This is a genomic window from Pseudomonas sp. dw_358, assembly GCF_018449655.1.
GTDB lineage: Bacteria > Pseudomonadota > Gammaproteobacteria > Pseudomonadales > Pseudomonadaceae > Aquipseudomonas.
Window position 1 is genome coordinate 135,198 of the sequence record NZ_JAAVUX010000005.1, and the last position, 20,026, is coordinate 155,223.

The 20,026-nt window shown below is 61.8% G+C and carries 21 protein-coding genes; 9 read left to right on the top strand and 12 right to left on the bottom strand.

Annotated elements, in window-relative coordinates:
• Window positions 1-432 (bottom strand): hypothetical protein, encoded by a 432-nt coding sequence (locus HB675_RS09900; RefSeq protein WP_256737509.1) that lies wholly within the window; start codon window positions 430-432, stop codon window positions 1-3.
• A gap of 28 nt (window positions 433-460) precedes the next feature.
• Here HB675_RS09900 and HB675_RS09905 point away from each other — a divergent pair, with 28 nt between their 5' ends.
• Window positions 461-1,540 carry an aminopeptidase gene (locus HB675_RS09905; protein ID WP_345945761.1) on the top strand — a complete coding sequence of 360 codons (1,080 nt, stop codon included), beginning with the start codon at window positions 461-463 and terminating at the stop codon, window positions 1,538-1,540.
• A gap of 9 nt (window positions 1,541-1,549) precedes the next feature.
• Here the strand turns inward: HB675_RS09905 and HB675_RS09910 are convergent, their stop codons facing one another.
• A complete protein-coding gene (locus tag HB675_RS09910) occupies window positions 1,550-2,203 on the bottom strand; it encodes an HAD hydrolase-like protein (RefSeq protein WP_213878126.1) in 654 nt (217 codons plus the stop codon).
• 3 nt (window positions 2,204-2,206) lie between these two features.
• Window positions 2,207-2,758 (bottom strand): gamma carbonic anhydrase family protein, encoded by a 552-nt coding sequence (locus HB675_RS09915; protein WP_213878127.1) that lies wholly within the window; start codon window positions 2,756-2,758, stop codon window positions 2,207-2,209.
• An 89-nt stretch (window positions 2,759-2,847) separates the two neighbouring features.
• Between HB675_RS09915 and prlC the strand changes: the two genes are divergently transcribed.
• The 5 genes from prlC to HB675_RS09940 all read left to right on the top strand — a co-directional run bounded on the left by prlC (window position 2,848) and on the right by HB675_RS09940 (window position 8,319).
• Window positions 2,848-4,899: an oligopeptidase A gene (gene prlC / locus HB675_RS09920; RefSeq protein ID WP_213878128.1), complete on the top strand. Its 2,052-nt coding sequence runs from the start codon at window positions 2,848-2,850 to the stop codon at window positions 4,897-4,899.
• Window positions 4,896-5,162: a YheV family putative zinc ribbon protein gene (locus tag HB675_RS09925; protein ID WP_213878129.1), complete on the top strand. Its 267-nt coding sequence runs from the start codon at window positions 4,896-4,898 to the stop codon at window positions 5,160-5,162. Before prlC ends, HB675_RS09925 begins: the two co-directional genes overlap by 4 nt.
• A gap of 201 nt (window positions 5,163-5,363) precedes the next feature.
• Window positions 5,364-6,392 carry an alcohol dehydrogenase AdhP gene (gene adhP / locus HB675_RS09930; RefSeq protein WP_213878130.1) on the top strand — a complete coding sequence of 343 codons (1,029 nt, stop codon included), beginning with the start codon at window positions 5,364-5,366 and terminating at the stop codon, window positions 6,390-6,392.
• Between the two features lie 67 nt (window positions 6,393-6,459).
• Window positions 6,460-7,518 (top strand): PA0069 family radical SAM protein, encoded by a 1,059-nt coding sequence (locus HB675_RS09935; RefSeq protein WP_213878131.1) that lies wholly within the window; start codon window positions 6,460-6,462, stop codon window positions 7,516-7,518.
• An 81-nt stretch (window positions 7,519-7,599) separates the two neighbouring features.
• On the top strand, window positions 7,600-8,319 hold the full coding sequence (locus HB675_RS09940) for a carbonic anhydrase (protein ID WP_213878132.1): 720 nt from the start codon (window positions 7,600-7,602) through the stop codon (window positions 8,317-8,319).
• A 98-nt stretch (window positions 8,320-8,417) separates the two neighbouring features.
• On the opposite strand, the gene HB675_RS09945 is transcribed toward HB675_RS09940, so the two are convergent.
• Complete coding sequence (locus HB675_RS09945) at window positions 8,418-9,062, bottom strand: hypothetical protein (protein ID WP_213878133.1); 645 nt, start codon at window positions 9,060-9,062, stop codon at window positions 8,418-8,420.
• A 258-nt stretch (window positions 9,063-9,320) separates the two neighbouring features.
• Here HB675_RS09945 and HB675_RS09950 point away from each other — a divergent pair, with 258 nt between their 5' ends.
• Entirely contained in the window at window positions 9,321-9,953 is a 633-nt protein-coding gene (locus HB675_RS09950) for an SCO family protein (RefSeq protein WP_213878134.1), read from the top strand.
• Between the two features lie 71 nt (window positions 9,954-10,024).
• Here HB675_RS09950 and HB675_RS09955 read toward each other — a convergent pair whose 3' ends face one another.
• From HB675_RS09955 to HB675_RS09965, 3 genes are read right to left on the bottom strand one after another with little or no spacing between them, the layout of a single operon-like run.
• Window positions 10,025-10,798: a MetQ/NlpA family ABC transporter substrate-binding protein gene (locus tag HB675_RS09955; protein ID WP_213878135.1), complete on the bottom strand. Its 774-nt coding sequence runs from the start codon at window positions 10,796-10,798 to the stop codon at window positions 10,025-10,027.
• 59 nt (window positions 10,799-10,857) lie between these two features.
• Entirely contained in the window at window positions 10,858-11,529 is a 672-nt protein-coding gene (locus HB675_RS09960; protein WP_213878136.1) for a methionine ABC transporter permease, read from the bottom strand.
• Window positions 11,529-12,536, bottom strand: coding sequence for an ATP-binding cassette domain-containing protein (locus HB675_RS09965; protein WP_213878137.1), 1,008 nt, complete (start codon window positions 12,534-12,536; stop codon window positions 11,529-11,531). The genes HB675_RS09960 and HB675_RS09965 overlap by 1 nt, the downstream gene beginning before the upstream one ends.
• Window positions 12,537-12,779: 243 nt before the next feature.
• Between HB675_RS09965 and katE the strand changes: the two genes are divergently transcribed.
• Window positions 12,780-14,933: a catalase HPII gene (gene katE, locus HB675_RS09970; protein ID WP_213878138.1), complete on the top strand. Its 2,154-nt coding sequence runs from the start codon at window positions 12,780-12,782 to the stop codon at window positions 14,931-14,933.
• Between the two features lie 116 nt (window positions 14,934-15,049).
• Here katE and HB675_RS09975 read toward each other — a convergent pair whose 3' ends face one another.
• The 4 genes from HB675_RS09975 to HB675_RS09990 all read right to left on the bottom strand — a co-directional run bounded on the left by HB675_RS09975 (window position 15,050) and on the right by HB675_RS09990 (window position 17,889).
• Window positions 15,050-15,760 carry a PA5502 family lipoprotein gene (locus HB675_RS09975; RefSeq protein WP_213878139.1) on the bottom strand — a complete coding sequence of 237 codons (711 nt, stop codon included), beginning with the start codon at window positions 15,758-15,760 and terminating at the stop codon, window positions 15,050-15,052.
• A 74-nt stretch (window positions 15,761-15,834) separates the two neighbouring features.
• Complete coding sequence (znuB, locus tag HB675_RS09980) at window positions 15,835-16,617, bottom strand: zinc ABC transporter permease subunit ZnuB (protein ID WP_213878140.1); 783 nt, start codon at window positions 16,615-16,617, stop codon at window positions 15,835-15,837.
• The gene (gene znuC / locus HB675_RS09985; protein WP_213878141.1) at window positions 16,610-17,407 is read right to left on the bottom strand and encodes a zinc ABC transporter ATP-binding protein ZnuC; all 798 of its coding nucleotides are present in this window, start codon (window positions 17,405-17,407) and stop codon (window positions 16,610-16,612) included. Before znuC ends, znuB begins: the two co-directional genes overlap by 8 nt.
• Window positions 17,404-17,889 (bottom strand): Fur family transcriptional regulator, encoded by a 486-nt coding sequence (locus HB675_RS09990; RefSeq protein ID WP_213878142.1) that lies wholly within the window; start codon window positions 17,887-17,889, stop codon window positions 17,404-17,406. Before HB675_RS09990 ends, znuC begins: the two co-directional genes overlap by 4 nt.
• Window positions 17,890-17,956: 67 nt before the next feature.
• Between HB675_RS09990 and HB675_RS09995 the strand changes: the two genes are divergently transcribed.
• Window positions 17,957-18,877, top strand: coding sequence for a zinc ABC transporter substrate-binding protein (locus tag HB675_RS09995; protein WP_213878143.1), 921 nt, complete (start codon window positions 17,957-17,959; stop codon window positions 18,875-18,877).
• Between the two features lie 59 nt (window positions 18,878-18,936).
• On the opposite strand, the gene HB675_RS10000 is transcribed toward HB675_RS09995, so the two are convergent.
• Window positions 18,937-19,887, bottom strand: coding sequence for a homoserine kinase (locus HB675_RS10000; protein WP_213878144.1), 951 nt, complete (start codon window positions 19,885-19,887; stop codon window positions 18,937-18,939).
• Between the last annotated feature and the right edge of the window lie 139 nt (window positions 19,888-20,026).

Consider the following 20,026-nt stretch of genomic DNA (forward strand, 5'->3'; position numbering starts at 1 on the left):
TCAGGCCGGTTGGCAGCCCGCCGGTTGTCCCTTGCCTACCAGCTTGCGCTGTTCGTCATACAGCCGGGCCCAAGGCCTGAAGCCAGTGCTGCCCGCCTCCAGCTGATAGCGCTGGCCGGCACCGAAATCCTTGAAGACAAGATTCATTTGGCAATCGCGCCACAGCGGCGCAGCATCCGGGCCGATGTTGCTGGCGGCCACTGGAAACTGGAAGCGTACGGTCAGTTCGTGGCGGCCGGGGGCGACCTCGAAGTAGCGCTGATCCCTCCAGGCGTGCTCATCCACCTCAACGGCGTGCAATGACCTATCCTGACCGACGCGCAGATCGATCCACGCCTGTTTCGGGTCCGGTTTGGGCATGCCGGCGCACCCAGCCAAGGCCAAGGCGCTGGCCAGGCTCATCAAGGCGCCGATCGACTGTCGTCCACGCATGGAAAATTCCTTGAATACGTTGATTCGAATTATTCGGGTATGGCGCGAAAGCCACGGGGCACTCGACCGCGTGAAAGCAATCTTGGTTCCCGTTGTCGCCGGTTTGCTGCTCAACGGTTGCTCCACGGTGAGTTACTACGGCCAGTTGGCGGAGGGGCAACTGAGCCTGCTCCATGCTCGTCGCCCGGTGGCCGAAGTGATTGCGGACCCGGGCCAGCCGGCCGCTCTGCGCGAGCATTTGCGGCAATCGCAAGCGGCCCGGACCTTTGCCACCGAACATCTGCACCTGCCGGATAACCGCAGTTATCGGCTGTATGCCGACATCGGCCGGCCTTATGTGGTGTGGAACGTGTTCGCCACCGGAGAGTTTTCCCTCGATCCGCAGCTGCATTGTTTCCCGATCGCCGGCTGCGTGGCCTATCGCGGGTATTACAGCCAGTCCGGCGCTCGCGGCGCGGCGGCGCTGCAAAAATTGCAAGGCATGGACGTGTACGTCGGCGGAGTCGAGGCTTATTCAACCCTGGGCTGGTTCGACGACCCGATCATCAGCTCGATGCTGCACTGGGGTGACGAGCGCCTGGCCACGCTGATTTTCCATGAGCTGGCCCATCAACGTTTCTACGTGAAGGATGACTCGCAGTTCAACGAGTCCTACGCCAATTTCGTCGAGCAGGAAGGAACGCGCGAGTGGCGTGTGGCCAGAGGGTTATCGCCTGCCGACGCGGGGTTCACGCGCCAGGCCGACCAGTTCACGCGCTTGGTGCTTGCCACCCGGGACCGCCTGCAGAAGCTCTACCGCCAGCCTTTGGCGCCGGAGGCCATGCGCATCGCCAAGCAGGCCGAGTTCGAGCACATGCGCAGAGAGTACCGTGCCCTGCGCGACCAGCAGTGGCACGGCGTGGGCCTCTTCGACAACTGGATGAACTTACCCATGAACAATGCCAAGCTGCTGCCGTTCGGGCTTTATGACCAGTGGGTGCCAGCGTTTGCGGCAGTATTCAAGCAGGTGGGTGGGGACTGGCCGCAGTTTTTCGCAGAAGTCGAGCGACTGGGGCACTTACCGGTGGATGAGCGCCATGCGACGTTGAACCGACTCATGGCACCGTAGGAGCGCCCATCAGAGGGCCAGCAAAAACGCCGACCGGAGCTGCGCTACCGTGTCGAAATGCCAGGTCGGCGTTTCTCCCATCAATTCGTCACGGTCGCCAAACCCGTAGCCCACCGCTACGCAATCCAGCCCATTGAGACGCGCACCGATCAGGTCGTGTTTGCGGTCGCCGATCATCAATGTCTGCGCCGGCTCAAGGCCCTCCTCGTCCAGCAGGTGGCGGATCAGTTCGACCTTGTTGGTGCGAGTACCGTCCATTTCGCTGCCGTAGATCATCTTGAAGTGCCGGGAAAAATCGAAATGCCGGGCAATTTCGCGGGCGAATTCCCAAGGTTTAGAGGTGGCGATGTACAGATGCCGCCCCTGTTGCTGCAACACGTCCAGAAGCTCGATCACGCCCTCGAACACCTCGTTCTCGTAGAGCCCCGTCACCTTGAATCGCTCACGGTAAAAGTTCAGCGCCTGACGCGCCTTGGTCTCGTCGAAGCCATAAGCCTGCATGAAAGCTTCCAGCAGTGGCGGCCCGATGAAATGCTCCAGCTTGGACAAGTCGGGTTCGTGGATGCCCATCTTGCCGAGGGCATACTGGATCGATCGGGTGATGCCCGCGCGCGGATCGGTAAGGGTGCCGTCCAGGTCGAACAGAATATTTTGATGATGCACGGCTCAGTCCTTTCCTTGGTCGAAGCCAGCAGCCTGGTGCTGGTCCTTGAGCTTGACGTAGTTGCCGGCAGTATAGGTAAAAAAGTTGCGTTCCTTGTCGGTCAGTGGTCGCGCCTGTTTCACCGGGCTGCCCACATAAAGAAATCCGCTCGACAAACGTTTGCCGGGAGGCACGAGGCTGCCGGCGCCAATGATCACTTCGTCCTCCACCACGGCCCCGTCCATCACCGTGCTGCCCATGCCCACCAAAATGCGGCTGCCGAGGGTGCAGCCATGGAGCATGACCTTGTGGCCGATGGTCACGTCGTCGCCGATCAGCAAGGGGAAGCCTTCCGGGTGGAATGGCCCGGCATGGGTGATGTGCAGCACGCTGGCATCCTGCACGCTGGTGCGCGCGCCGATCCGGATGCGGTGCATGTCGCCGCGGATCACCGCCATCGGCCAGACCGAACTGTCGGCACCGATTTCCACATCGCCGATGACCACCGCCGAGCGGTCGACGAACGCGCGCTCGGCGAGCAGAGGGGTGTGTTGTTGGAAGCTGCGAATTGCCACAATAGTTTTCCTCATTGGCACTGATAGCTGCGGTCAGAGTCGATTGTAATTAAGATGTCCGAGTGTTTCTTCCAGCCAAGGTGTTAACCGTGAGCGCGAATAACCCGCTTTTGCAGTCCTATGACCTGCCGCCGTTCTCGGCGATCCGTGCCGAGCACGTGCAACCTGCCATTGAACAGATCCTGGCCGACAACCGTGCGGCCATCGCTCGCCTGCTGGAAAGCCAGGGCGCGCAACCGACCTGGGTCGGCCTGGTACTGGCCATGGACGAGCTCAATGACCGTCTCGGCGCTGCCTGGAGCCCGGTCAGCCACCTCAATGCCGTGTGCAACAGCGCCGAGCTGCGCGAAGCCTATGAAGCTTGTCTTCCTGCCCTGAGCGCCTACTCCACTGAAATGGGGCAGAACCGCGCTTTGTTCCAGGCCTTCGAGGCATTGGCCAGCAGCCCCGAAGCCGAGCAATTCGACATCGCCCAGAAAACTATTCTGGAGCATTCGCTGCGGGATTTCCGCCTGTCCGGCATCGACCTGCCTCCTGAGCAGCAAAAGCGCTACGCCGAGGTGCAGAGCAAGCTGTCTGAACTGGGCAGCCGCTTTTCCAACCAATTGCTGGATGCCACCCAGGCCTGGAGCAAGCACGTTACCGATGAGACCTTGCTGATCGGCCTGACCGAATCGGCCAAGGCGCAAATGGCCGTGGCCGCCCAGGCCAAAGGGCTGGACGGCTGGCTGATCAGTCTGGAGTTTCCCAGCTACTACGCGGTGATGACCTACGCCCATGACCGTGCCCTGCGTGAAGAAGTGTACGGGGCCTACTGCACCCGCGCTTCCGACCAGGGGCCGAATGCCGGGCAGAACGACAATGGCCCGGTCATGGACGAGATCCTCGACCTGCGTCAGGAGTTGGCTCAGCTGTTGGGGTTTGCCAATTTTGCCGAGCTGAGCCTGGCGACCAAGATGGCCGAATCCAGCGACCAGGTGCTGACTTTCCTGCGCGACCTGGCTCAGCGCAGCAAGCCGTTCGCCACCCAGGATCTGCAACAGCTGCGCGCCTATGCGGCCGAACAGGGCTGCGCCGACCTGCAGAGCTGGGACAGCGGCTTCTATGGCGAGAAACTTCGTGAACAGCGTTACAGCGTCTCCCAGGAGGCCTTGCGCGCCTATTTTCCGATCGACAAGGTGCTCGGCGGCCTGTTCAACATTGTGCAGCGCCTCTATGGCATCGAGATCGCCGAGCAGAAAGGCTTCGACACCTGGCACCCGGATGTTCGCTTGTTCGAGATCAAGGAAAACGGCCAGCACGTCGGGCGCTTCTTCTTCGACCTGTACGCTCGCGCCAACAAGCGGGGTGGTGCCTGGATGGACGGTGCGCGCGACCGTCGTCGCACCGCCGACGGGGTGCTGCAGAGCCCGGTGGCCAATCTGGTGTGCAACTTCACTCCCGCCGATGCGGGCAAGCCGGCGCTGCTGACCCACGATGAAGTGACCACCCTGTTCCACGAGTTCGGCCACGGTCTGCACCACCTTCTGACGCGCGTCGATCATGCCGGGGTCTCGGGCATCAATGGCGTCGCCTGGGATGCGGTGGAATTGCCGAGCCAGTTCATGGAGAACTGGTGCTGGGAGCCTGAAGGCTTGGCGCTGATCTCGGCGCACTACGAGAACGGTGAGGCGCTGCCGCAGGACCTGCTTGAAAAAATGCTCGCAGCGAAGAACTTCCAATCGGGCCTTATGATGGTTCGGCAGATCGAATTCTCCCTGTTCGACTTCGAGATGCATGCCACCCATGGCGATGGCCGCGATGCCCTGCAAGTGCTCGAAGGCGTCCGCGACGAAGTCTCGGTGATGCGCCCGCCGGCTTACAACCGCTTCCCCAACAGCTTTGCGCATATCTTTGCGGGTGGCTATGCGGCGGGCTATTACAGTTACAAATGGGCCGAAGTGCTATCGGCCGACGCTTTCTCGCGCTTCGAGGAAGAAGGTGTACTCAATGCCGAAACCGGTCGCGCGTTCCGCGAGGCAATCCTGGCCCGAGGTGGCTCACAGGCGCCGATGGTCCTGTTCGTCGACTTCCGCGGTCGCGAGCCGTCCATAGACGCGCTGCTGCGTCATTGCGGCTTGAGCGAGGATGTTGCGGCATGAGCATCACCCCTAAACGCTTCATCGCCGGGGCCGTCTGCCCGGCGTGCAGCGAACCCGACAAATTGAAGATGTGGAGTGTGGACGATGTTCCACACCGCGAGTGCGTGGCCTGTGGGTACAGCGATACCCTCAACGCCCAAGGACAGTCGATACCTTCCGAATTGATCACTCGGGTCAATCACGCTGCACCCAAGGCGGCCAAGCCAAATGTGCAGCCAGTCCAGTTTTTCCCTAACCCCAAGCTGAGGAAACCCAGCGAGTAACAACGGGTTGGATCTGTTCCACGTGGAACATCGGGGTGTGTGCCGTCATTGGCACAGTGTGTCACCCCGCTGTTGCCCAGTGGGTACGCTCCCCGCCCCTGACGGACGGCAAAGCCCTTCTATTTCCGCACTCTGGCCAATATGGCCCCCCTCTTGCTCCATCTTGACCGAGCGCTTCGCTCGACTGTCAGGAAGGAAGTCATGCCTAAAACAATGAAAGCAGCAGTCGTCCATGCCTTCGGCAAACCCCTCGAAATTCGTGAAGTGGCTGTGCCAGTTCCGGGTCCCGGGCAAGTATTGGTCAAGGTTGCAGCGTCCGGTGTCTGCCACACCGACCTGCACGCCGCCGAAGGCGATTGGCCGGTCAAGCCTGACCCGCCGTTCATTCCTGGCCATGAAGGCGTAGGCTACGTCGTTGGCGTGGGTGCCGGGGTCCAGCATGTAAAAGAAGGCGATCGCGTCGGCGTGCCTTGGTTGTACTCCACCTGCGGCCATTGTGAGCACTGCCTGGGCGGTTGGGAAACCCTGTGCGAAACTCAGCAGAACACCGGCTACTCAGTGAACGGCGGCTTTGCCGAATACACCCTCGCCGATGCCAACTATGTTGGCCGCCTGCCGGACAATGTTGGTTTTGTCGAAATCGCGCCGATTTTGTGTGCGGGCGTGACGGTCTACAAAGGCCTGAAGATGACCGACACCAAGCCCGGTCAATGGGTGGTGATTTCCGGTATCGGCGGCTTGGGTCACATGGCCGTGCAGTACGCCAAGGCCATGGGCCTGAATGTGGCTGCCGTCGACATCGATGACGGTAAACTGGAACTGGCCAAGCGTCTGGGCGCCACTGTCACCGTCAACGCCCGGCACCAGGACCCGGCGGCCTACCTCAAGGAAACTATCGGCGGGGCTCACGGTGCGCTGGTCACGGCGGTATCGCCCAAGGCCTTCGAGCAAGCCATCGGCATGACCCGCCGTGGCGGCACCATCGCCTTGAACGGCCTGCCGCCAGGGAATTTCCCGTTGTCGATCTTTGACATGGTCCTGAACGGCACGACTGTGCGGGGCTCGATTGTCGGCACCCGCCTGGACCTTCAGGAAGCGCTGGACTTTGCCGGTGAAGGCAAGGTCAAGGCGACGGTATCTACCGACAAGCTGGAAAACATCAACGCCATCTTCAGCCGCATGCATGAGGGGCAGATCGAGGGCCGTGTGGTCATCGACATGGAAAGCTGACATAAGGCACTAGGCACGGGGCGACGCTCGCTTTACTGTATATAAAAACAGTATTCGGGTTCGCCTCATGTCCATGTCAACGCCTCCCCGCGGTCGCGGCACCGCCCTCAATCCGCGCAACCGTTTTGCCCCAAACCATTCGGTGGTGGAGGATGACGGTTGGTATCAGGAAGTACCCGCCACCCAAGGCACGGTGGTCATGCTGGAAACTGCCCAGACCATCATCTCTCGCAACAAGTCTCCTGACCTCCCCTTCGATCAGTCCATCAACCCCTATCGGGGCTGCGAACACGGCTGCATTTATTGCTACGCCAGGCCCAGCCATGCCTACTGGGACATGTCGCCTGGGCTGGATTTCGAAACCCGGCTCATCGCCAAGACCAATGCCGTGGCGCTGCTGGCACAGCAACTGTCCCGGCGTGGCTACGTGTGCACGCCGATCAACCTGGGCGCCAACACTGATCCCTACCAGCCTATCGAGCGCGAGCATCGGATCACTCGGGGCTTGCTCGAAGTGCTGCTGCGCTTCCGTCATCCGGTGACCATCGTGACCAAGGGGTCGCTGATCTTGCGCGATCTGGACCTGTTGATCGAGTTGGCGCGCCAGCGGCTGGTGAAAGTGATGATCAGCCTGACGACCCTGGACGACGAACTCAAGCGCATCCTCGAACCGCGCGCCGCTGCGCCCAAGGCGCGCCTGAGGGCCATTCGTGTGCTGACCGAGGCCGGCGTCTCGGTAGGCGTACTCTGCGCGCCGATGATTCCCATGATCAACGACAGCGAGCTTGAGCATCTATTGACTGAAGCCAAGGCCGCCGGCGCCGTCAGCGCCAACTACATGATGTTGCGCCTCCCCTTGGAAGTCGCGCCGCTGTTCGAGGAATGGCTACACGCCCATTACCCTCAGCGCGCGGGCCACGTACTGAGCCTGATCCGACAAAGCCGAGGTGGCGAGCTGTATGACAGTCGGTTCGGCGCACGGATGCGTGGTGAGGGAGTGTTCGCCGATTTGCTGGCCCGCCGCTTCGAGCACGCGATGAAACACCTCGGTATGGCGCGGCGCGATTCCTACCGTCTGGATTGCAGCCTGTTTTGCCCGCCAGGGCAGCAAATGAATCTTTTGTGATCTTGCAGAGGGAAGCCTTTCAGCTTGAATTAAGTTAGCTGCATTAGGTTCATAGTTTGCAACCTGACTAGAGGATGAATCATGAGCGACAAGGATCAATCACGCCCAGACCCCGCTGGCGAGCTGCAAGGTGCCGATGCGGCGCTGCAACATATCGTCGATGGCTACCTTCACTTCCGCCACGACGTGTTTCCCCAGCAGGAGGAGCTATTCAAGAAGCTCGCCACGGCACAAAGCCCGCGTGCAATGTTCATCACCTGCGCCGACTCCCGCGTCGCCCCCGAGCTCATCACCCACAGCGCCCCTGGCGACCTGTTCGTGACGCGCAATGTGGGAAACGTAGTGCCGCCCTATGGCCAAATGAATGGCGGGGTGTCCACGGCCATCGAGTACGCGGTGCTGGCATTGGGTGTGCAGCACATCATCATCTGCGGCCACTCTGACTGTGGCGCCATGCGCGCGGTACTTAACCCGCATACATTGAAGAAGATGCCGACGGTATCGGCCTGGTTGAGGCACGCTGAAGTGGCGCGCACCGTGGTGGAAGACAATTGCAACTGCTCGACCGAGGGTGAAAGCATGCAGGTGCTCACCGAAGAAAACGTGATCGCCCAGCTGCATCACCTGCGCACTCATCCTTCAGTGGCCTCGCGCATGGCCAGCGGGCATTTGTTCATCCACGGGTGGGTTTACAGCATCGAGACCAGCGAGATTCGCGCCTACGATTCCGCACAGGATCGATTCCTGCCTCTGGATGGCACGTTCCCGACTCCCAGCGCTACGCCAAAAGGACGTTTTTGAGGCTGTTGCCCTCACAATTTCGTATCGTATTACGTGGTATGTAATTTCATGCCACGTAATGATCTGCGTGGCTTATACAAGGGCTGGAAGAAACTCGATCAGGGACCGGCAGGTGTCGCGATATCAACACCCAATTGTCTCGACAGGCACGGCCAGCGGCTCCAGGCGGCCCCGGTGTCGGGGCTGCTGAGCTGGGCGCGGTAGCTCTCCACCGACTCGAGGGCAAAGCTTTCCTCGTCTAGCATCTGGTCCACCGAGTGGTGTACCGCCTCATCCAGTTGATTGGCGAACTGTTCGCCGATCAGCTGGTGGGCAATGAGATTGGCCATGGTCATGTCGAGGGGGATCAGGGGCTGGCTGAAGTGCTTGATGTACAGGTCATTGACCTCCTCCACCAGGCGATGGGCGAGATACGCCTCGTCCAGCAGGCAGTCCAGACCGGTGTGACTGGCCAGCATGACGGGCGGCTGGATGAAGTACTGCTCGGCGATCCTCAACACCGGGCGTATCTGCGACTCGATCCCGGCCTCGCGGGCGACGGAGTTGGCGGCTTCGAGCAGGTCGGGAACCTGGTCGATGTAGGCGCCCACGAAACGGATGAGCGCCCCCTTGGCGTCTTCCGGCAGGCTGATGCTGGGGTGCAGGCGGGGCAACATGTGCTCAAGCTGTTCTTTGAGTTGGCCGGTGCTGGCCTCGTGCTGATGGGCACGTTGGATCTGCTCGCGCAATGCGGCGGTGTTCATGAAGTCTCCAAGCGATGATGGTTACGTAAGGATGGCGAACGGAAAGAGTACGATAGCTGGCTGGATCAGGGCCCTAAGACGGAATCGCAATAATCAGGGATTGGTTAGGATGGTTTGCTATATCGAATGGCCATCATTCATGAGGGGCAGCATAGACCACATTTCCGGTGCTGGCACATTGCCCCGACGCGCAGCAGCCCGGCCTGGTAGTGGATGGGCGTGATGGCGCGAGAACGCCGGGCGCTGTAGCCTTGTGCCATGAACCGAACTCAAAAAATTGTCTTTGCACTGGCGGCGGCTGTCGTGCTGCTCATGGGCGGATTAAGCTACCGCATGATCACCGGTGCTGGCCCCGGCTCTTCGCCCGCCCTCAGCGACGCCGGGGTGCTCTTGTTACCCCAGGGTCGAGCGGTGCCCGCCGTGAGCATGACCGACCAGAACGGCGTGGCGGTGCAGCTTGATCAATTGAAAGGGCATTGGACGGTGCTGTTCTTCGGCTACACCTTTTGCCCCGACATCTGTCCAACCACCCTCGCCCAGCTGCGGCAGATTCGCAGCCAGCTGCCCGCAGCCAGCCGAGAGCGCCTGCAGGTGATTCTGGTCAGCATTGACCCGCACCGGGACACGCCGGAAAAACTCAAACAGTACCTGGGCTACTTCGACGCGAGCTTTCAGGGGCTGGTGGGCACCCCGCAGAACCTGGAAAAACTGGCGAGCGGCCTGAGCATCCCCTATGTCCCGGCGGACACCAGCCAACCTGATTATGTGGTGCAGCACAGCGCCAACCTGGCGCTGGTGGGGCCGGATGGAAGTGAGCGAGGGTTCATTCGGGCGCCGTTGAACAGCGCGAAGTTGGTGGCACAGTTGCCGGGATTGCTGGCGGGAGAGTAGTGGATGTCGGTCTCGGTCCGTATACCGGCCATCGCGGCCGTGGGCGGGATGGCCGTGGCGTTGTCAAATCATCAGAACGCAGGCACCACCGCGCCCTTGTACTTATCGGTGATGAACTGCTTCAACTCAGGGCTGTGCAAGGCGGCGGCCAGCTTCAGCATGGCCGGCGAGTCCTTGTTGTCCGGACGGGCCACGAGGATGTTCACGTAAGGGGAGTCGCCGCCCTCGATAATCAAGGCATCCTTTGTCGGATCCAGCTTCGCGGCCAGCGCGTAGTTGGTGTTGATCAGCGCCAGATCCACCTGGGTCAGCACGCGCGGCAAGGTCGCCGCTTCCAGTTCGCGGATTTTCAGGTCCTTGGGGTTCTCGGCAATATCTTTGACGGTGGAAAGAATGTTGCCGTTGTCCTTGAGCTTGATCAGCCCGGCCTTTTGTAGCAGCAACAAGGCCCGGCCGCCGTTGGTGGCGTCATTGGGAATGACCACTGTGGCACCGCCCGGCAGTTCGTCGAGCTTCTTGTACTTGGTGGAATAGGCGCCCAAGGGTTCCAGGTGCACGCCAGTCACGGCAACGAGGTCAGTGCCCTTGCCTTTGTTGAACTCGTCGAGGTACGGCTGGTGCTGGAAGAAGTTGGCATCCATGCGCTTCTCGGCGACCTGCACGTTAGGCTGCACATAGTCGCTGAACACTTTGACCTGAAGGTCCACGCCCTCCTTGGCCAGTTGCGGTTTGACGAATTCGAGAATCTCGGCGTGAGGCACGGCGGTGGCTGCGACGGTGAGGGTGTCGTTGGCCTGGGCGCTGAGCGCGACCACTGCGGCCAGGGCGGCGAAAAGACGTTTCATTCGGGGGGCTCCTGATGAGGGCCCTCGGTGTGTAGGGGGCCCTTCGCTGATATGAACGCTTACTTGCGCGAAAAGTGCACGACCAATTTGTCGCCGATTGTTTGCAGCACTTGCACCAGCACCACGAGGATGATCACGGTGACGATCATCACGTTGGTCTGAAAGCGCTGGTAGCCGAAGCGAATGGCCAGATCCCCCAGGCCGCCCGCCCCCACTACACCCGCCATGGCGGTGTAGGACACCAAGGTGATCGAGGTCACGGTGATCGCCGCGATGATGCCTGGCAACGCCTCGGGCAGCAGCGCCCGTACGATGATCTGCCAAGGGGTGGCGCCCATCGACTGGGTGGCTTCGATGATCCCGCGATCCACTTCACGCAGGGCGGTTTCCACCAATCGTGCAAAGAACGGAGTGCAACCGATGACCAGCGGTGGAATGGCACCCGCCACGCCCAGCGAGGTACCGGTGATCAATACGGTAAAGGGGATCAAGACGATCAGCAGGATGATGAAGGGCAGCGAGCGCAGCACGTTGACGCAGAACGCCAGCAGGGCATACAAGCGTTTTTCTTCGAACAGCTGGCGTGGGCCGCAGACGAACAGCAGTACACCCAGCGGCAGACCCAGCAGGATGGTGAAGACCAGCGAGCTGCCGAGCATGACGCCGGTATCGAGGCTGCCCTGCCAGATCTCGCTCCAGTCGACATCGGCAAAATAGTTGAGGAAGTCCATCAGCGCAGTACCTCCATATGAACGTCGGCGGCAGTGAAACGGGCAAAGGCCGCGTCCATGTCGCCCCCGGTGATCGCCAGGGTCAGTTGCCCATAGGGTGTGTCTTTGATCCGGTCGATACGGCCGGCCAGAATGCTGTAGTCCACGCCGGTCTCCCGAGCCACGGTGCCCAATAGCGGCGCGTAGGTAGCTTCGCCCTGGAAGGTCAGGCGCACGATACGGCCCGTGACGTGGGCGAAATCCGTACGTTGTTCGCCTTCATCGACCTCTTCGTCTTCTTGCACGAAGCGACGGGTGGTCGGGTGTTGTGGATGCAGGAACACATCGGCCACTGGCCCCTGCTCAACGATGACCCCGGCGTCCATGACGGCCACCTGGTCACAGACCCGGCGAATCACGTCCATTTCATGAGTGATCAAGACGATGGTCAACTGCAGTTCGCGGTTGATTTCGGCCAGTAGTTGCAGGACCGAGGCGGTAGTCTGCGGGTCGAGGGCGCTGGTGGCTTCGTCACACAGGAGGATTTTCGGCTGGGTGGACAAGGCGCGGGCGATACCGACGCGCTGTTTCTGGCCGCCGGAGAGCTGGGCCGGGTACTTGCGGGCATGATCGGCCAGGCCGACCCGCGCCAGCAACTGGGCAACGCGTTCGTCGATCTCGCGACCGGACAACTCGCCTGCCAGGCGCAAGGGCATGGCGACATTGTCGGCAACGGTCTTGGACGAGAGCAGATTGAAGTGCTGGAAGATCATCCCGACCTGCTGGCGAAAGCGCCGTAGCTCGCCGGCCTTGAACGCCGTGACGTCCTCGCCATCGACGATGATGCGCCCGCCGCTGGAGGTTTCCAGCCGGTTGATCAGGCGCAGCAAGGTACTTTTGCCCGCGCCTGAATGGCCGATGATGCCAAATACCTGACCGTTCTCGATGCTGAGGTTGGTCGGATGCAGGGCTGGGATTTCCCTACCGTTGACGCGGTAGGTCTTGTGGACTTGTTGAAACTCGATCACGTAGCGAACCTTGTGGGGCGCATGGAAAAGGGCTCGGCGGTTGGCCGGGCGCGCATTTTAGCCTGTCGTACAGGAGGTTCTTAGCATTAATTTAGTCACCACCCAAGCTTTTCGATATAGGGCGTCTACCGCGTGCGAAGCAGAAAAAGGGAACGGCCCGCTCGGCCTGCGAGTCACTGAATAAGACCGCAAGCCCCATAGCCCGAGACACGGGCAGCCGCACGATGAGGAGTTTCAGGACCCATGACCACCAAGAAGCCTGCCACTACCCCCACCCCACATGCTCCCAGCGAGATGGCTGGCACCGATACCCCGGACCGCGCCAATCACAATGCCAAGATCGATGGCCTCGAGACTTTTCGCTCGGACGCCACTGGCCAAGCCCTGCGTACCAACCAGGGCGTGAAGATCAGTGATAACCAGAACACCCTCAAGGCCGGTGCGCGCGGGCCGTCCTTGCTGGAAGATTTCATCATGCGTGAAAAGATCACGCACTTTGACCATGAGCGCATCCCCGAGCGCATCGTTCACGCGCGTGGCACGGCGGCCCATGGGTTCTTCGAGACCTACGAGTCCCATGCAGCGCTGACCAAAGCCGGTTTTCTGCAGGATCCGGGCAAGCAAACCCCGGTGTTCGTGCGTTTCTCCACCGTGCAGGGCCCGCGCGGCTCGGGGGATACCGTGCGTGATGTACGCGGTTTCGCCGTGAAGTTCTACACCGATGAAGGCAATTTCGACCTGGTCGGCAACAACATGCCGGTGTTCTTCATTCAGGATGCGATCAAGTTTCCGGACTTCGTCCACGCCGTGAAACCCGAGCCGCACAATGAAATCCCCACCGGCGGCTCGGCCCACGACACCTTCTGGGATTACGTGTCGTTGCAACCGGAGTCGGCGCACATGGTGATGTGGGCGATGTCCGATCGGGCGATTCCGAAGAGCCTGCGCACCATGGAAGGCTTTGGTATCCACACCTTCCGCTTCGTCAATGCCGAGGGCAAAGGGACCTTCGTCAAATTCCACTGGAAACCCAAGCAGGGTGTGTGCTCGCTGTTGTGGGACGAAGCCCAGAAACTGGCGGGCAAGGACACCGATTACCACCGCCGTGACCTGGCCGACGCCATCGAGATGGGCGACTACCCGGAGTGGGAGTTCGGCGTGCAGATCGTCGCTGAAGAGGACGAGCACTCCTTCGAGTTCGACATCCTCGACCCGACCAAGATTATCCCCGAAGAGTTGGTCCCGGTGACGCCGCTGGGGCGCATGGTGCTCAACCGTAACCCGGACAACTACTTCGCGGAAACCGAACAGGTCGCATTTTGCCCAGGTCATATCGTGCCCGGCCTGGATTTTTCCAACGACCCGTTGCTGCAAGGTCGGCTGTTCTCCTACACCGATACCCAGATCAGCCGCCTTGGCGGGCCCAACTTCCATGAACTGCCGATCAACCGCCCGGTCGCGCCCAATCACAACAACCAGCGCGATGCCGCCCACCGCATGACCATCGACAAGGGCCGTGCCTCCTACGAGCCCAACTCGATCGACGGCGGCTGGCCCAAGGAGACCCCGCCAGGCCCGGTAGATGGCGGTTTCGAGAGCTACCCTGAGCGCATTGAGGCGCACAAGATCCGCCAGCGCAGCGAGTCGTTCAACGATCACTTTTCCCAGGCGCGGCTGTTCTTCCACAGCATGAGCACTCCAGAGAAAGAGCACATCATCGCGGCCTACAGCTTCGAACTGGGCAAGGTGGAGCGTGAATACATCCGGGCCCGTGAAGTGAACGAGATCCTCGCCAACATCGATCTGGAGCTGGCCGGCCGTGTCGCCACCAATCTGGGGTTGCCGGTTCCCACGGCGGGCACCGTGGATACGCCATCCATGACGCTCAAAGAGTCACCAGCTTTGAGCCAGCTCAACCTGCTCTCGGGCGATATCAAGTCGCGCAAGATTGCCGTACTGGTAGCGGATGGGGTGGACGGTGCAGGCGTTGAGTCGCTGACCAAGGCCATTCAGGCCCAGGGTGCTCACGTCAAAGTGCTCGGTCCTACTTCGGCGCCGGTGAAGACCGCCGATGGCAAGAGCCTGGCGGTGGACGCCTCGGCTGAAGGCCTGCCATCAGTTGCGTTCGACGCAGTGTGGGTGCCTGGCGGCGCGGCATCGATCAAGGCGCTCGGCAGCAATGGCGTGGCGCTGCATTTCCTGCTGGAGGCGTACAAGCACCTCAAGGCAATCGGGGCCAGCCCTGATGCCAAGACGTTGCTGGACAGTCTGCACCTGGACGTGGATGCCGGATTGATCATCGGCGACGATGCCAAGGCCCATGAGGCGTTCATTGCCGCCATTGCCCAGCATCGAGTGTGGGCGCGGGAGCCAAAGGCCAAGGCTATTCCGGCTTGATACGGTTACGCCCATTGTAGGATCGAGCTTGCTCGGGGATGCGCCATCGCAGCTTTACTGGATGATAGCGTGGCCTGGTTCCAAGCAAGCTCGGCCCTACGGGGTTCAAGCCCCGCTTACAGCGGTCGCGGAATCAACACCATCTGCGTCGCCTGCCCGTGCTCCACACGGCGGCCGATTCGCCACTGCAGGTCAGGGTTCAGTTTGCTGACCCGCGCCTTGAGCAGTTTTTCCAGCCGGCGGTACTCGCCCGGCTGAGCCACCTGCACTATCACGTCGCATTGATAATTCACCACGTCGGTCGCGATGTCGTCCAGCTGCGCGCGCAATTGCGGGCCGCTGGTCATGATGAGCGGGACATAGGAGCTTTGCACCTTGGGGTCGAGGACCTTGGCGGGTGGCCGCGCTTCTGCCCGCTTGAGGGCGGCCTCGGTGCGGTCCAGATCGACCTTGCGCGCCTGGGCGATGGCGCCATTCACGCCGCCGGTCAGCGCTGGCGCTTTGGGCATCAAGGCGCGAGCACGGCTCAGGGCTGTGGCTGCGGCGTTGACATCACCCTTTTGCAGCACAACCTGACTGCGCTCCAGGTAAGCCTCGGCCAGCTGGCGCTGCAATGGCTCCAGGCGCGGGTCATCGGCCGACTGGGCTTGCAGCGCGGTCAGTTGGTCTTCAGCCGTGGCCAGTTCATTGCTGGCGATGTTCTGCTGCAGCTGCTGCCATGCATCAGGCGGCGCTGCGCTCACCGGTGCTGCAGGTTTGCTCTGGCACGCGGCAATCAGCACGGAAAACATGGCAACAAGCAGATAACGGGAGGCGAACGGCTTCATACCTGCAACTCTCTGTTTGCCCAAAAAACGTGCAAGTCTACACCTGCGCGGCGTTCGGGAAAATACGTAACCGCTCAGCGCTTGGGCCAGGCGAAGCTCAACAAAAACAACAGGGCCGCACAGACCACGATGGACGGGCCTGCCGGGGTGTCCTTGAACCATGAAAGCCCCAGCCCGCCACATACGGCGATTACCCCCAGCACGCTGGCACCCAGGGCCATCTGTTCGGGGGAACGGGCATGCCGTTGCGCAGCAGCGGCGGGGATGATCAGCAGCGAGGTGATCAGCAGCACGCCGACGATTTTCATGGCCACCGCGATGACGATGGCGATCAGCAGCATCAGCGCCATGCGCAGCGTCGCCACGGGCAAGCCTTCCACCCGGGCCAGCTCTTCATGCACGGTCACGGCCAGCAGCGGCCGCCACAGGCTCAGCACCACTGCCAGCACTACGGCGCTGCCGCCGAGAATCCAGTACAGGTCACTCGGGCTGATGGCCAGCAGGTCGCCAAACAGGTAAGCCATCAGGTCGATCCGCACATCGTGCATGAAGCTCAGGGCGACCAGCCCGAGGGACAGGGTGCTGGGCGCAAGAATCCCCAGCAGCGTGTCCGACGCCAGCGGCTGGCGGTGCTGCAAGGTGACCAGTATGACCGCCAGCAACAGACAGCCCACCGTCACCGCGAGGGTCGGACTGACGTTCAGCAAAAAGCCCATGGCCACCCCCAGCAGCGCGGCATGGGACAGCGTATCGCCGAAGTAGGCCATGCGCCGCCATACCACGAACGAGCCCAAGGGCCCTGCCACGATGGCCAGCGCCAGCCCGGCCAGCAGGGCATACAGGAGAAAATCAGCCATGGGTGCAGTCGTCCCCATGCACGTGAGGGGTGTAGGGCTTGAAGGCGCCGGGCACTTCGTTGACCACCGCGCCGTGCAGGTCGTGGGCGTGGTCGTGATGATGGTGATAGACCGCCAGGCTGGGCGCATGGCTGCCGAACAGCTCGATGAAGGCCGGGTCACCGCTGACCTGTTCCGGGTGGCCCGAGCAACAGACGTGGCGATTCAGGCAGACCACGTTGTCGGTAGTGCTCATCACCAGGTGCAGGTCGTGCGAGACCATCAGCACGCCGCACCCATGGCGGTCGCGCAGGCGGGTGATCAGCCCGTAAAGCTCTGCCTGCCCGGCCACATCCACGCCCTGGACGGGCTCGTCGAGCACCAGCAGTTCAGGTTCGCGCAACAAGGCGCGGGCCAGCAGCACGCGCTGCATCTCGCCGCCGGAAATGCCTTGGACCGGACTGTCGATCACTTGTTCGGCGCCCACTTCAGCCAGCGCGGCCATGGCCCGAGGCCGATCCACACCGGGCACCAGGCGCAGGAAACGCAGGACCGAGAGCGGCAAGGTCGGGTCGACATGAAGCTTTTGCGGCATGTAGCCCACTCGCAGCTTCGGCTTGCGCCATACGCTGCCGGTGTCCGGGGTCAGCAAGCCGAGCACGCTGCGCACCAGAGTGGTCTTGCCCGCGCCGTTCGGGCCGATCAGGGTGACGATTTCTCCCGGTTGTACGGCCAGGTGAATGTCGCTGAGAATGGTCTGCCCTGCCAGGGTAACGCCTACTCGCTCCAGGCGAATCAGCGCCTCGCTCATGCGCTGCTCCGGCAGTTGGCACACAGACCGACGATTTCCACGGTCTGGGCTTCCACGGTGAAGCCCACGTCCTTGGCGCCTTTGATGATGGCATCGCTGATGCTCTTCTGCTCGAGCTCCACCGCCACATGGCAGTTGCGACAGATCAGGAACTGCCCTTGGTGGGCATGCTCCGGCCGGTTGCAGCCCATGAAGGCGTTCAGTGAAGCAATCCGGTGTACCAGACCGTTTTCCAGCAGGAAGTCCAGCGCCCGGTAAACCGTGGGCGGCGCAGCGCGGCGGCCGTCTTCTTCACTGAGCACGGCGAGGATGTCGTAGGCACCCAGCGGCTTGTGGCTTTGCCAGACCAGCTCAAGCACGCGGCGGCGCAATGTGGTCAGACGCAAGCCCAGGCGGGTGCAGATCACATCGGCTTCGGACAGAGCGCTGTGCACGCAATGGGAGTGATCATGCGGGCGGCTGGCTAACGGCGTGAGAGTCATGAGCGAAGACGGCTTCCTTTGGAGACGTTATTATATTACCTGTTTCCAGCCCATCAGAGTGGTCGCCGTGACTCGTCTTTTTGCCCTATTGGTCGGTTTGTCCGCCTGCCTTGCCGTTGCCCTGCCTGCTCAGGCCGAGGTTCGCGTGTTGACCAGCATCAAGCCGCTGCAGCTGATTGCCGCCGCCGTGGAAGACGGCGTCGGGACCCCGGACGTACTCTTGCCACCGGGCGCATCGCCTCATTCCTACGCGCTGCGGCCCTCTGATGTGCGCAAGGTCGGAGAGGTCGATTTGCTGTACTGGATCGGCCCGGACATGGAAGGCTTCCTGCCTCGGGTGCTGAAAACCCGGACCCGGCCGACCGTGGCCATCCAGGATCTGCCAGGTCTGAAATTGCGTCGGTTTGCCGCGGACAGCCAGTCCCATGTCGACGACGCCACCGAGCACGATCATGACCATCGCCCCGGCTCGCTGGATGCGCACCTGTGGCTGTCGACGGTCAATGCCAGAGTCATTGCCGCGCGCATGGCCGCCGATCTGAGCAGCGCCGACCCGGCCAACGCGGCGCGTTACCAGAGTAACGCCAAGGCCTTCGCCCAGCGTCTGGATGCTCTGGACGCGCGGGTCAAGGCGCGAGTAACCGGCGTGCAGGGCAAGCCGTACTTCGTCTTTCACGAAGCGTTTGACTACTTTGAGGATGCCTACGGCCTGAAACACACCGGGGTCTTCAGCATCGCCGCCGAAGTGCAGCCGGGGGCACAACACGTTGCCGCCATGCGTGCCCGCTTGCAGGAAGTGGGCAAGACCTGTGTGTTCAGCGAGCCACCGATGCGTCCGCGGCTGGCCGAGACCCTCACCGCAGGTTTGCCGGTGAAGCTGGCGGAGCTGGATGCTCTCGGCGGCTTCAATACGGCGACGCCGACAGGCTATGAGCAGTTGTTGGACAAGCTGGCCAACGATCTGGCCGGGTGCCTGGAGTCGCTGTAACGGAGTGCTTGTCAGAGCAGGACCGAGCAAGCTCGGGCCTGCTCCATCGACATCAACGGTTACAGCGCAAACGGCAACGATACCTCGACCTTATGCCGCTGCGCCAGGCGCACTTCGAACTCTGCCGGGTCGTGGATCAAGACATCCATGCCGGCGAACGCCTGGGCCGCAATCAGGCGTGATACCCAGAAACGCACACAGGCCACGCGCAGCATCAGGGGCCAGAGCTCGGCTTCAGCGGCGGTGAACGGTCGGAAACTGGCGTAGGCGCCCAGCAAGGCTCGGGCGCGGGGTGCGTCCAGCTGGCCGGCGGCATCGCTGCACCAGTCGTTGACCGTGATGGCCAGGTCATAGAGCATCGGCCCGGAACAGGCGTTGTAGAAGTCGATCACCCCTGTCAGGTGGGTGCCCTCGAACAACACGTTGTCGCGGAACAGATCGCCGTGAAGGTTGGCACGAGGGAGCGCGAGGAGGCGCGCCTTGTGCTGTTCGATCTCCACCAGCGCCTGATCCAGCAAGGCCTTGGCGCTTGGGCTCAGTTGCGAGCCCAGTTGGCGACCTTCTTCCAGCATCCAGTCCAGACCGCGATCAGTCTTGCGCTCGAGAATCTGGCTGCGGGTGGCGGTATGAATGTGCCCCAGCAGATCGCCCACCTGCGCGCAGTGCTGGTTGTTCGGCTGGCTGATGTGCTTGCCGGCCAGGCGCGGCTGCAGCAGCGCCGGCTTGCCTGCCAGCTCGCGCAAGGCCACACCGTCTGTGGTTGGCAGGGCGTAAGGCACCGGCAAGTCGGCCTGGTGCAGCACTTCCAGCAGCTCGACGAAAAAGGGCAGGTCCTGGACAGGACCGCGTTCCACCAGGGTCAGGACGTACTCGCCATGCTCCAGGCTGATGAAGAAATTACTGTTCTCGGTGCCGGCGGCAATCCCCTGGAAATCACGCAGACGGCCCAGGCCATAGGGGGCGAGAAAGGTTTCGAGCTGCGGCCGGGTCAGAGGAGTAAACACAGACATGTTCAAAGGTTGCCCATACTGGCGCCGCTCGCTGGCGGTGCCCGGTTGAAAAAAGTGTGGGAGTCGTTTCCGGGTAAAAATTTCCCACGGCGGGATCAGCATGTCATCGGGACAGTCATCATAACGCCGGTGAGGAGCA